Origin of the sequence: Streptomyces bacillaris, assembly GCF_003268675.1 — a bacterium.
Taxonomy (GTDB): domain Bacteria; phylum Actinomycetota; class Actinomycetes; order Streptomycetales; family Streptomycetaceae; genus Streptomyces; species Streptomyces bacillaris.
In genome coordinates this window covers 2,924,240-2,936,370 of record NZ_CP029378.1, presented here as the reverse complement: position 1 = coordinate 2,936,370, position 12,131 = coordinate 2,924,240, and the positions used below count along the sequence as shown (strand labels likewise).

Here is a 12,131-nt window from a genome sequence, read left to right as displayed (position 1 = left end):
CCTGAGGACTCGGGGCGCCTGAGGAAGCCGGGGTACCTGAGGGGTTCCGGAAGCCCGAGAGGCCGGGGCGGAGGCGAGAGGCCCGCCCCGGCCGACGCGTGCTACGCCGGGCGCACGCTGCCGTAGATCGGCATGTAGTAGATCGACTCCTCGCGCACGTTCGCCCCCGGCTTCGGCGCGTGGATCATCATCCCGTCGCCCTTGTAGATGCCGACGTGGCTGATGTCGTCGTAGAAGAAGACCAGGTCCCCGGGCTGGAGGTCCGACGTGGCGACGCGGGTGCCGACCTTCACCTGGTCCCAGGTGGTCCGGGGCAGGGTCACCCCCGCCTCCCGCCAGGCCGCCTTGGTCAGCCCCGAGCAGTCGTACGAGGACGGGCCCGTCGCCCCCCACACGTACGGCTTCCCGATCTGGGCGCGGGCGAAGGCCAGCACCTTCTCGGCCTTGGCCGCGTAACCGCTGCCCGCCCCGGTCCCCGTGCCCGTACCGGGCCCCGGGCTCGTCCCTGTACCGCTGCCGGAGCCAGAACCGGAACCGGAGCCACCGGCCTCGGCGGACTCCTTCGCGGCCTCCTCGCGCGCCTTCTTCTCCGCCGCCTCGCGCTCCTTGGCCTCGGCGGCCTGGCGGGCGGCCAGCCGCTCCGCCTTCTCCCGGGCCTCGGCCTCCTTCTTCCGCTCCAGCTCCGCCAGCCGCGCCTTCTCCTCGGCGGTCAGCCGCGACAGCAGCGCCCGGGCCTCGGTCAGCTTGGTCTGCACGGTCTGCTTGCTGGCGCGCAGCGCGGTCTGCGTCTCGGTCAGCTTCTCCAGGCTTTTCACGGCCTCCGCGCGCTTCTTCGAGGCCTCGGCCTGCTGCGTACGGAAGTCGTCGACGGCCTTCTGCTGCCGCTCGGTCGCCCGGCTCATCAGCCGGCTCTGGTCGAAGTACCCCTGCGGGTCGTCCGCCAGGAAGAAGGTCGCGGTGGGCGCGATGCCGCCGGTGCGGTACTGCGCGGCCGCGTAGGCGCCCAGCTCCCGGCGCGCCTCGTTGATCCGCTCGGTCCGCTTCGCCACATCGGAGAGCAGCGTGTCGACCTTGGCCCGCTGGGTGGTGGAGGCGGCCTTCGCCCGGTTGTACTGCTGGGTCGCGCTGCCCGCCTGCCGGTACAGCTCGTCGACCTTCTTCTGCACGTCCTCGATGGCCGGCTTCGGCTCGGCGGGCGCCGCCGTCGCGTTCTGCGTGGAGAGCAGCGTCACGGAGGCGAGCGCGGCCGTCGTGAACCCGACGGCGGGGGTGGTCGTGCGCACCTTCGTACGCGGCTTGCGATGCGATGCCAAGACCGGCATCTCCTTCCGTGGACCGCCTACCGGGTTAGCTGTCGGGTTCGGACGGAACGGAAGGCTGTCCTACGGTCCGCCTGCGCGGGCACGGACCGATTCACCCCGGTTCTGCGTGTGGGTCCCCGGTTCCGAACTGCTGGGAGGGCAGCACGGATTCGGCAGAGGTGACCGTGAGACGCGGTTCGCCTCAGGGAGCTACGGATCACCTGACCGAGCACGCTAGCCAACGCGGCCCGCCGCTGGGAAGGAGGATGAGCGATATGCCCGATACATTTTCGTGACCTTTTCCCCTGTCGGGCCCCGGACCCCCTCCGACCGGGTACTCCTTCACGGAACGTGGACGTCCGCTCTCCGTCCGTACGGGGCGGACGCCCGTACCGGCGGCCGCTTGTGGCCTTCGGCCGAACGTTGTCAGTGCGGCCCCCTAGACTCGGAGGGCGATGAGCAGCCTCTTTGACGACAACTTCCTGACCGGCCTCCAGCCCGCGGAGGACGGCCCGCCGCCGCCCCCGAGGAGCACGCACCCGAAGCGGTGCCGGAGGGACTCTTCGAGGGCGTCTTCGACGCGCCCCCGCCGCCCCGGGACGGGTACTACCGGGACGGCCACCCGCGCCCGGTCATCGACTCCGCCGCGCTGCTCGACGGGCTGAACACCGAGCAGCGCGCCGCCGTCGTGCACGCCGGCTCCCCGCTGCTCATCGTCGCCGGAGCCGGCTCCGGCAAGACCCGGGTGCTCACCCACCGCATCGCCCACCTGCTGGCCGAGCGCGGGGTGCACCCCGGGCAGATCCTCGCGATCACCTTCACCAACAAGGCCGCGGGCGAGATGAAGGAGCGCGTCGAGCAGCTGGTGGGCCCGCGCGCCAACGCCATGTGGGTCATGACCTTCCACAGCGCGTGCGTCCGCATCCTGCGCCGCGAGTCGAAGAAGCTCGGCTTCACCTCGTCGTTCTCGATCTACGACGCCGCCGACTCCAAGCGCCTGATGGCCCTGGTCTGCCGCGATCTGGACCTGGACCCCAAGCGCTATCCGCCGAAGTCCTTCACCGCCAAGGTCTCCAACCTCAAGAACGAGCTGATCGACGAGGAGACCTTCGCCGGACAGGCCGCCGATGGTTTCGAGAAGACCCTCGCCCAGGCGTACACGCTCTACCAGGCCCGCCTGCGCGAGGCCAACGCCCTGGACTTCGACGACATCATCATGACGACGGTCCACCTCCTCCAGGCCTTCCCGGACGTGGCCGAGCACTACCGCCGCCGCTTCCGCCACGTCCTGGTCGACGAGTACCAGGACACCAACCACGCCCAGTACACGCTGGTACGGGAGCTGGTCGGCCCCTCCGGCGAGGTGTCCGACGCCCCCGCCGAGCTGTGCGTGGTGGGTGACGCGGACCAGTCGATCTACGCCTTCCGCGGCGCCACCATCCGCAACATCCTCCAGTTCGAGGAGGACTACCCGGACGCGACCACGATCCTCCTGGAGCAGAACTACCGCTCCACGCAGACGATCCTCTCCGCCGCCAACGCCGTCATCGAGCGCAACGAGAGCCGCCGCCCGAAGAACCTGTGGACCAACGCCGGCTCCGGCGCCCGCATCACCGGCTATGTCGCGGACACCGAGCACGACGAGGCCCAGTTCGTCGCCGACGAGATCGACCGCCTCACCGACAAGGGCGACGCGAAGGCGGGCGATGTCGCCGTCTTCTACCGCACCAACGCCCAGTCCCGTGTCTTCGAAGAGATCTTCATCCGCGTCGGCCTGCCCTACAAGGTCGTCGGCGGCGTGCGGTTCTACGAGCGCAAGGAGGTCCGGGACGTCCTGGCCTACCTCCGTGTCCTCGCCAACCCCGAGGACACCGTCCCGCTCCGCCGCATCCTCAACGTGCCCAAGCGCGGCATCGGGGACCGCGCCGAGGCCATGATCGACGCCCTGTCGATGCGCGAGAAGATCTCCTTCCCGCAGGCGCTGCGCCGCGTCGACGAGGCGTACGGCATGGCGGCCCGCTCCTCCAACGCCGTCAAGCGGTTCAACACGCTGATGGAGGAGCTGCGCACGATCGTCGAGTCCGGCGCCGGGCCGGCCGTCGTGCTGGAAGCCGTGCTGGAGCGCACGGGCTATCTGGCCGAACTCCAGGCCTCCACGGACCCGCAGGACGAGACCCGCATCGAGAACCTCCAGGAACTCGCCGCCGTCGCCCTCGAATTCGAGCAGGAGCGCGGCGAGGAGGAGGGCGCGGGCACGCTCGCGGAGTTCCTGGAGAAGGTCGCGCTGGTGGCCGACTCCGACCAGATCCCCGACGAGGACGAGGACGGCTCCGGCGTCATCACGCTGATGACCCTGCACACGGCGAAGGGCCTGGAGTTCCCGGTCGTCTTCCTCACCGGCATGGAGGACGGCGTCTTCCCGCACATGCGGGCCCTCGGCCAGACCAAGGAACTGGAGGAGGAGCGCCGCCTCGCCTACGTCGGCATCACCCGCGCCCGCGAGCGGCTCTATCTGACCCGGGCCGCCATGCGCAGCGCCTGGGGCCAGCCCTCGTACAACCCGCCCTCGCGGTTCCTGGAGGAGATCCCGGAAGCGCACCTGGACTGGAAGCGCAAGGGCCCGATGGCCGCCCCGGCCGGACCCACCTCGGGCATCACGTCCTCGCTCTCCTCCTCGCGCTCCCGCTCCGGCCCCTCGGGCTTCGCCACCCGGCGCGGTGCGGAGAAGCCGACGGTCTCGCTGGCGGTGGGGGACCGGGTCACGCACGACCAGTTCGGCCTGGGCACGGTGGTGGCCGTCGAGGGGGCCGGCGACCAGGCCAAGGCGACGGTGGACTTCGGCGACGAGCGCCCGAAGAAGCTGCTCCTGCGGTACGCACCGGTCGAGAAGCTGTAGCGGGGACGACGAGGTAACGGTAGAGGGGCGGGACGGCTGCGATCAGCCGTCCCGCCCCTCTCCCGTTGCTTACGCGCGTTCCGTCACCGTCAGGTCGGCTCGACGCCGTGGCTGCGCAGCCACGCCAGCGGGTCCACCGAGGCCCCGCCGCCCGGGCGCACCTCGAAGTGCAGGTGCGGACCAGTGGAGTTGCCGGAGCTGCCCGCGTACGCGATGACGTCACCGGCCTTCACCGGGCCCGAGCGGATCTTGGTGCTGCTGAGGTGGCAGTACCAGGTCTCCGTGCCGTCGGCCATGGTCACGATCGCCATGTTCCCGTAGGCGCTGTTGTACTGCGTGCGGACGGTGCCGTCGGTCGCGGCCATCACGGGGGAGCCGTAGCCGACGGGGAAGTCGATGCCCGTGTGGACGGACATCCAGTTGACGCCCGCCTGGCCGTAGTAGGCGCTCAGCCCGTGCTGCTTGACCGGGAGGACGAACTTGGGGCGCAGCGCCTCGCGGCGGGCGGCCTCCTCCTCGCGCTTCTTCTTCTCCTCGGCCTGCCGCTGCTTGAGGTCGATGCGTTCCTGGGTGCGGCTCGCGCGCTGGCGGAAGTCGTCGCTGCCCTCGGTGAGCTGCTCCAGCTGGCTGTCGAGCTTGTTGTTCGCGGCGACCGGCTTCACCGTGCTGGGGTCCGCGACGGCCAGCGAGGTGGTCTTCTCCGGCTTCTCCTCGTCGCTGATCCCGCTGACGGAGGCGGCCGCGATGCCCGCGACGCTCATCACACAGGCGGAGGGGACGGCGACGGTCAGGAGGGCGGACCGCTTGGCGGGGCTGCGGCGGCGGGCCCGGCTGCGCGGGGCGGGGGTGCGGACCACGGTGCGGTCCACGGAGAGCGGTGCGGGGGTCTCGCCGCCGTCGTCGTACGAGGCGGGGGCCGGGGCGGTGTCCGGCTCGGGCCGCTCGTCGGGATCCGCCCCGGGGGTGAGGTCCAGAACGGGGATCTCGGCGGTGCCGCCCTCTTCGGATTCCGGCTGCTGCTGTTCGTACAGCTGGTGCGACATCTGTTCGGGCTCGTACGCGGTGTCCTCGGGCGTGGCGCCGGAGTTCCAGGCGGTCGCGTCGTAGGCGCCGGTGTCGTACGCCGCCGTCCCGTAGGCCCCGGTGTCGTACGCGCCCGTGTCGTACGCGCCGACGTCGTACGTGCCGGTCGTGAAGGCGGTGGTGTCGTACGTCCCGGTGTCGTACGCCCCGGTCCCTGTCCCGGTGTCGTACGCGCCGGTCTCGTACGTTCCGGTCTCCTGCGCGCCCGTCCCGTACGAGCCGTCGGTGACGGACGCGGTGCCCGTGCCGTACGTGGCGGTGGCGTAGGCGCCGGTATCGTACTCGTCGCTCTCGTACGCGCCCGTCCCGTAGGGGGCCGTGCCGTACGTGGCCGTGGTGAAGCCGGTGGTGTCGTAGGCGCCCGTGTCGGCGGTCTGCTGCTGCCATGCCGACTGCGCCTGGGCCGTCTGTGCCTCGGCTGTCTGTGCCTGAGCCGTCTGTGTCTGAGCCGTCTGTGTCTGGGCGGCGTACGCGTCGTACGTGACGGTCTGCTGCGCGCCCGTGTCCCAGGCGGAGGAGTCGTACGGGCCGGTGTGGCTGTTGTGGTCGCCGTGACCGCTGTGGGCGCCGTAGGAGGCGTCGTAACCGGAAGCCGCGTAATCAGTGGTGTCGGAACCGCTGTAGGGGGTACCGAAGAGCGGGTCGGTGTCGAAGCTGCCGGTGGATCGGGTGTCGTACCCGACGGGCCCGGCGTGGGGGTGCTGGTCGTTCACCAACTTCTCTCTCGCCTCGGCAGCAGGACTGTTCTGGGTTCCGGACAGGGAGTCCCAGGGGGAAGCAGTGGCCGCGACTGTACCCGGCAGTATGTGAGGACGACAATCTTCGGCAGGTTTTGCGCCCTCAGGAAACGGGCAATCGGCCGTCTTTCGGTGGACGGCAGACAGAGGCTTGGCCCTATGTTCGAGAGTCGTTCTATTTCTAAGCGACAGAGGACGTTCCGGTTGAGGGGGCTGTGCCCTCCCGGGTCCGCTGTGACTCCAGAGCCTCACGGACGGCGGTGGCGACCGCCGGGTGCACCGGCAGCGCGAGATGCCCGATCCCGGTGACGCGTACGTTCACGGCGTCCAGGTCGGGGTGGTCCACGCAGGCCGTCTCGACCGGGACCATGACCTGGTCCAGCTCGCCCCAGAAGCTGACGAACCGGGTCCGGCACCCCGGCGCGGGGCGGCGCAGTTCCTCGATCAGCGGGGAACCGCCGCGCATCTGCCGCACGATGGGGTGAATGCCTGCCCCGGGGGCGACGGCGGTGCCGCCGTGCGGCGTGCCGAGCGTGACGAGGGTGCGCACCCGGTGGTCGCCACCCAGCCGCTGGACGTAGTAGCGGGCGATCAGGCCGCCGAGGCTGTGCCCGACGATGTCGACCTCGCGCTGTCCGGTGCGGGCGCAGACCTCCTCCACGTGCCGGCCGAGCAGTTCGGCGGCGGTGCGCAGGTCGCGGGTGAGCGGCGAGTAGTTGAGGGACGCCAGATGGCGGCGGCCGTGCCGGGCGAGCGCGCGGCGCAGCAGGACGAAGACGGAGCGGTTGTCGATGAAGCCGTGGAGCAGGACGACGGGCCGCTCGGCGTCCTGGGAGCCGGGCAGATGGTGGAGGCCGGTGCTGGTGCCGGGGGCGTGGCGTTGGTGGTCCGGCGCCGGGCGCCGGGCGTGGCGCTCCTGGGCGATGCCGAAGGGGTAGGCGGCGAGATGGCCGGTGAGGACGACCAGCTCCAGCACGGTGGCGGCGAGCAGTGCGGTGGAGGGGCGGGGCGGTAAGGGGAGGGAAAGGGGAAGTTTCACGGCCGGCCTCCTGCACGGGCGCACGGGAACGACGGCGACGACGCCAGGGGACGCGGTGCGAGGGGGATGCGATGCGGCTGGTGGGGGTGCCGGGTGCGGGGGACGGCGACGGGGGGGTTGGGGGTAATGGCGGAGGTGGGGGGGCGACGGCGATGGGCCGTACCACCGTGCCGTGCGGCTGGCGGCGCGGTGATACGGCGACCTCGTAGCGGCTCCCCGGGCGATGGTCCCGCGCGGCCGAATTGCCGCGTCATAGGGGGGACGGCGCCTGGCGAACATGTCCCACGTGTGATTTCCCCCTCCCCGCCTGCCGCGAAACGGCGGCTTGCGGGATGCTGTAGATAACGTTCGTTCACATCCCCGGCCCGTCAGGCGCGGGAGACCATGTGGAGGCAGTGATGGGTGTGACCGGTCCGATCCGTGTGGTGGTGGCCAAGCCGGGGCTCGACGGCCATGACCGCGGGGCCAAGGTGATCGCGCGGGCGCTGCGGGACGCCGGTATGGAGGTCATCTATACGGGGCTCCACCAGACACCCGAGCAGATCGTCGACACGGCGATCCAGGAGGACGCCGACGCGATCGGCCTCTCGATCCTCTCCGGCGCGCACAACACGCTGTTCGCCAAGGTGATCGAGCTGCTGAAGGAGCGGGAGGCGGAGGACATCAAGGTGTTCGGCGGCGGGATCATCCCGGAGGACGACATCCCCCCGCTGAAGGAGCTGGGGGTGGCGGAGCTGTTCACGCCGGGCGCCACGACGACCGAGATCGTCACCTGGGTGAACGCGAACGTCCGCCAGCCCGCGCAGACCTGACCTGGGGGCCGTACCGGCGTAACGGGCGTACGAGGCCGGGACGCGCGTACGTGGTCGGGGGCGGGGCCGGGAGAGGGCGCCGGGGCCCGCGACGGCCGGGGCGACGCGGGCGGGGCGCCCCCGGCGGCGGGGTCGAGGTCGGGGCACGACCCGGCGCCGGCGCAGGAGCCGGGGCCGGGGTGCGACGGCGGGGGCAGGAGCCGGTGCAGGAGCCCGGGGCCGGGGGCGAGGCCGGGGCAGGACCCCCGCGCCGGAGCAGGAGCCCGGGTCGAGACCAGGGCCAGGACCCGCAGCCGGGGCCCGGGGCGTCAGGCGGTCAGTTCGGCCTCCATCGCGGCGCGCAGGCGCAGGGTGGAGACCAGGCGCTGGAACGCCTCCGACCAGTAACTCCCGGCCCCCGGTGACGCCCCCTCCCGCTCGTCCGGGGTGGCCGTGAGGACCTCCAGGCGGTCGGCCTCGGCCGGGTCGAGGCAGCGCTCGGCCAGGCCCATCACCCCGCTGAAGCTCCACGGGTAACTCCCGCCGTCCCGCGCGATGTCGAGCGCGTCCACCACGGCGCGCCCGAGCGGGCCCGTCCACGGCACCGTGCAGACCCCGAGCAGCTGGAACGCCTCGGAGAGCCCGTGCGCGGCGATGAACGCGGCCACCCAGTCCGCCCGTTCGGCCTCGGAGAGCACCGCAAGGAGCTTGGACCGCTCCGCGATCGAGGCGGGACCGGGGGAGTCGGCCGGAGGCGCCGACGCCTCGCCCAGCAGGGCCCGCGCCCAGTGCGGGTCGCGCTGGCGGATCGCGGCCCGGCACCAGGCGGCGTGCAGCTCGCCCGCCCAGTCGTCCGCGACCGGCAGCGCCACGATCTCCTCGGGCGGGCGCCCGCCGAACCGCTCCTGCCAGACCCCGAGCGGCGTGGCCTCCACCAACTGCCCGAGCCACCAGGAGCGCCGGCCCCGGCCGTTGGGCGGAACGGCCGCCACCCCGTCGCGCTGCATCCCGGCGTCGCACTCGTGCGGCGCCTCCACTGCGATGGAGAGCCCGGCCCCCGTACGGTCGGGGTGGACGCACGACGCCGCACGGGCCGCCATCCGCCCGGCGAAGGCCGATGAGGGCAGGGCGGAGAGCAGCTCGGCCGCCGTGGCGCGCACATTGCGGCTGCGGTCGGTGAGCGCCTGCTCCAGGAACTCCTCGTCCCCGGCGCCGAGCCCGGTCCGCAGGGCGTCCAGGAACATCAGCCGGTCCTCGGCCCGTTCGGTGGACCAGGTGGTGGTGAGCAGTTCGAGCGCGGCGGCGGGATCCTGCGCCCGTACGGCGTCGAGCAGCGCGACCCGCTCCGCGAACAGCCCCTCCTCCCACAGCGTGCGCACCGTTTCCGGGTCGTCGGTGTCGGGGACGAGCGCACCGGCCGCCGAACCGCGCAGGGCGAACTTCCACTCCGGGTTCAGCGCCGCCAGCCACAGGCCCAGCGGCCCGGCGAAGGCGAGCGCCTGCGGGCGCAGGTCGGTGCGGGCCCGCGCGGCGTCCAGCAGCGGCGGCACCAGGTCGGCCGGGGCCCGGAACCCCTGCTGGTTGGCGCCGGCCAGCCACTGGGGTATCAGCTCGGTGAGGTCGGGTGCGGCCCCGCGCCGTCCGGAGGCGGCCGGAGCGGCCCGGTCGGCCAGCAGCTGGGCGAGCCGGTGCCGGGCCGCCTCGGGGAGCCCCGGGCGCGGGTCGTGCGGCGCGGGCGCGGGCCTGGCCCCCGCCACGGCGGGCAGCAGCCCGGCCCGCCGCCGCACGGTGTGCAGGGCGGCGGCGTCCAGCAGGGCCCCCGCGCCGTCGGCCGGCACCTGACCTCCGGGCGCCGTCGGCGGGCGCCGGTCGGTCCCCAGCAGCGCCGAGGTGACCAACTCCTCCCAGGGGAGCGGGGCGAGGGGGTAGGAGGCGACGGCGGTCGAGGAAGCGACCGTGGTCGGACCGGTAGTGGTGCTGGGCATCGGGTCCCCTTCTGTGGTGTCGGGCAGACAGAGCTGGGAGGCGGACAGGTGGTCGGTCAGTCAGGCGTTCGGGTGTGACGAGGTGCCAGGAGGCGGTAGGAAGCGCCCAGGGGCGCCGGGGACGGGGCCGTCGTCGGTGGCGTGCCACGCCTCTCCCTGGACCCTGGGCCCGGCCTCGGGCCCAGCCCCGGACCTCGCTCCCCCCGTCAGATGAGCCGTACGGTTCCGCCTCCGGCCTCCCCCGGTCCGCCCCCGCGTCCCGCCCCCGTGTCCCAGGCCGTGAACGGGTCGAAGCCGCGGTGGCCCAGCTCTCCGAAGACCGTGACCGGGGCGCCGCCGGAGAGGGCGACGAGCTTCCACAGGCCCTGGCGGGAGAGCGCCGCCGGGGCCAGCGGGAGCGCGTCCGTGCCCTCGGCGTCGGCCAGTTGCCAGCCGCCCCCGGACGGCACGGGTATGACGTCCCGCAGGGTGACCGGCCAGCCGTCGAGCCACGGGTCGCCCCGCAGCGCCTCCCCGTACGCGGCGAGGGCGGCCTCGGCGGGGCCGCCCGGCGGCGGGGTGGCCGGCACCGGGACCGGCGTGGCGAACCGGCGGCCCAGGTCGGCCCGGAGACCGCCACCCGGGTACGGCGTCAGCTCGGCGTCGACCGTGACGCCCACCGGCAGCGCCAGCTCAGGGGCCCGGCCGGCCGCACCGAAGGAGAGCAGCAGGGCCGTACGGCCCGACTCCCTCCCGTACAGCCAGATCCGGCGGGTGGTGAGCCGGCCGTCCGCCGTGTCGTACTGCGCGAGGACCAGCCAGTGGTCGCGGACCGGCGGGCCCTCGGCGGACACGGGCAGCCCCACCCTCGTACGCACCGTGGCGGCCAGCGGCTCCGGGAGCCGCTCCCGGCCCAGCCAGGCGGTGTCCAGCAGATGGAGCAGGCTGCACTCCTCCAGCAGCCGCACCGGCCAGCCCGGCCCCGATCCCGGTATGGCCCCCAACTCCCGCACCCGGCCCGCCAGTCCGGGTGCCTGGGCGTCGACCATGCGGGCGGCGGTCTCCTCCCACAGCGTGTAGCCCGCGCGGTCGGCCGTGGCGAGCCCGCCGCGCAGCAGGTCGGTCAGACGCTGCTCCAGCTCCAGCGCCCCCGAGGCGGCGCGCTCGGCCCGGCGCTCGGCCCGCTTCCGGGCGGCGGCGGTGTCGGCCGGGCCCGGCGCGGACTCCCCGCTCGCGGCGGCCGCCTGCCTGGCCTGCTTGGCCTCCGCCCGGCCCCGGCGGCCCTCCAGCCACTGTGAGGCCCAGTCGGCCGGCTCACCCTGCTGGACCTGACCGTCGCCGGAGGCCCGGAGCAGCAGCAGCCCCAGCGCGTGCTTGCACGGGAACTTGCGGCTCGGGCAACTGCACTTGTACGCGGGGCCCGTGGTGTCGACCACCGTCTGATACGGCTTGCTCCCGCTCCCCTTGCACAGTCCCCACACCGCCCCCGACGCGTCGTGTCCCGTCCCCGACCAGTGTCCGGCCGAGGCCAGCTTGTTCCCCGCCTTGCGTGATGCGTCGTCAGGAGCCAGGGACAGCACCTGCTCCACCGTCCAGCGCGCCACCGGTTCCGTGGCGGGCGAGGGTTCTCCCCCGTGAGATAGCAGCATGGGAACGACGGTAGGGGCCACCACTGACAGTCCCCCCTGACCTGCGCGTTCGGCGCCCGTCAGCACGTTTGACTTTGCCCGCCCTTTGCGTTTTCCTGCGACCTCCGCGCGTGGAAGAGATCCGGTCGCGGAACGATCCAGGGGGGTCCCACATGAAGCACACCCACCGCACCGGCGGCCGTCTGCGCGCGGCTGCCGGCGCCCTCGCCGCCACCGGCCTCGTCCTCGCCCTCGGTGCCTGTTCGGCCGATTCGGTGGACGAGGCGGTCGGCAAGGCGGTCGACAAGACCGTGGACGAGACGTACGAGGTCACGTACGAGGTGACCGGCAAGAGCGTCGACGAGATCACCTTCCACGGGGGCGGCGGGGACGCCATGAACCCGAAGCTGGAGACCGTCTCCTCGCCCACCCTGCCGTGGAAGAAGACCGTGACGCTGCGCGGCATCATGCCGCCCGCCGTCATGCCCATGGCGGTGGAGGCCGACGGTACGGACGTCGCCTGCACCATCACGTACAAGGGCGAGGTGATCAAGGAGGCGAAGGGCGAGGGCATGCTCACCGCGGGCGGCTGCGTCGCCGTCTCGCCGGTCGTCGGCTGATCCGGACCACTCCGCCGCGGCGGCAGCATGGGCTCTGATCGCAGGTCAGAGCCCATGCGGATCCCGGTGCGA

General features: G+C 72.9%; 7 protein-coding genes, 1 pseudogene and 1 riboswitch. Of the genes and pseudogenes, 3 read left to right on the top strand and 5 right to left on the bottom strand.

From position 1 onward, the window contains the following. Window positions 1–101 precede the first annotated feature (101 nt). Window positions 102–1,322, bottom strand: a complete 1,221-nt coding sequence (locus tag DJ476_RS12130; RefSeq protein WP_181006704.1) for a C40 family peptidase — start codon at window positions 1,320–1,322, stop codon at window positions 102–104. Continuing rightward, window positions 1,321–1,487, bottom strand: a riboswitch (cyclic di-AMP (ydaO/yuaA leader). Its footprint overlaps the gene before it by 2 nt. Before the next feature lie 269 nt (window positions 1,488–1,756). Here DJ476_RS12130 and pcrA point away from each other — a divergent pair. Then, window positions 1,757–4,197 (top strand): annotated as a pseudogene (pcrA, locus tag DJ476_RS12125) (DNA helicase PcrA). Between the two features lie 89 nt (window positions 4,198–4,286). Here the strand turns inward: pcrA and DJ476_RS12120 are convergent. Beyond that, window positions 4,287–5,993, bottom strand: coding sequence for a M23 family metallopeptidase (locus tag DJ476_RS12120; protein WP_112490498.1), 1,707 nt, complete (start codon window positions 5,991–5,993; stop codon window positions 4,287–4,289). A gap of 205 nt (window positions 5,994–6,198) precedes the next feature. Continuing rightward, the gene (locus DJ476_RS12115) at window positions 6,199–7,056 is read right to left on the bottom strand and encodes an esterase/lipase family protein (RefSeq protein WP_103421674.1); all 858 of its coding nucleotides are present in this window, start codon (window positions 7,054–7,056) and stop codon (window positions 6,199–6,201) included. A gap of 398 nt (window positions 7,057–7,454) precedes the next feature. Between DJ476_RS12115 and DJ476_RS12110 the strand changes: the two genes are divergently transcribed. Continuing rightward, complete coding sequence (locus DJ476_RS12110; RefSeq protein ID WP_018490891.1) at window positions 7,455–7,868, top strand: cobalamin B12-binding domain-containing protein; 414 nt, start codon at window positions 7,455–7,457, stop codon at window positions 7,866–7,868. A gap of 308 nt (window positions 7,869–8,176) precedes the next feature. Here the strand turns inward: DJ476_RS12110 and DJ476_RS12100 are convergent, their stop codons facing one another. Next, a complete protein-coding gene (locus tag DJ476_RS12100) occupies window positions 8,177–9,832 on the bottom strand; it encodes a DUF5691 domain-containing protein (RefSeq protein ID WP_112490497.1) in 1,656 nt (551 codons plus the stop codon). Window positions 9,833–10,038: 206 nt separating this feature from the next. Next, window positions 10,039–11,460, bottom strand: coding sequence for an SWIM zinc finger family protein (locus DJ476_RS12095; RefSeq protein WP_112490496.1), 1,422 nt, complete (start codon window positions 11,458–11,460; stop codon window positions 10,039–10,041). A gap of 152 nt (window positions 11,461–11,612) precedes the next feature. On the opposite strand from DJ476_RS12095, the gene DJ476_RS12090 reads away from it, so the two are divergent. After that, a complete protein-coding gene (locus tag DJ476_RS12090; protein ID WP_070205339.1) occupies window positions 11,613–12,059 on the top strand; it encodes an MmpS family transport accessory protein in 447 nt (148 codons plus the stop codon). Window positions 12,060–12,131: the final 72 nt, after the last annotated feature.

What these genes read in the sequence shown, in the direction of transcription:
- DJ476_RS12100 (WP_112490497.1), bottom strand. Translation starts at nt 9,832, where the DNA reads ATGCCCAGCACCACTACCGGTCCGACCACGGTCGCTTCCTCGACCGCC.
- DJ476_RS12110 (WP_018490891.1), top strand. Translation starts at nt 7,455, where the DNA reads ATGGGTGTGACCGGTCCGATCCGTGTGGTGGTGGCCAAGCCGGGGCTC.
- DJ476_RS12130 (WP_181006704.1), bottom strand. Translation starts at nt 1,322, where the DNA reads ATGCCGGTCTTGGCATCGCATCGCAAGCCGCGTACGAAGGTGCGCACG.
- DJ476_RS12095 (WP_112490496.1), bottom strand. Translation starts at nt 11,460, where the DNA reads ATGCTGCTATCTCACGGGGGAGAACCCTCGCCCGCCACGGAACCGGTG.
- DJ476_RS12090 (WP_070205339.1), top strand. Translation starts at nt 11,613, where the DNA reads ATGAAGCACACCCACCGCACCGGCGGCCGTCTGCGCGCGGCTGCCGGC.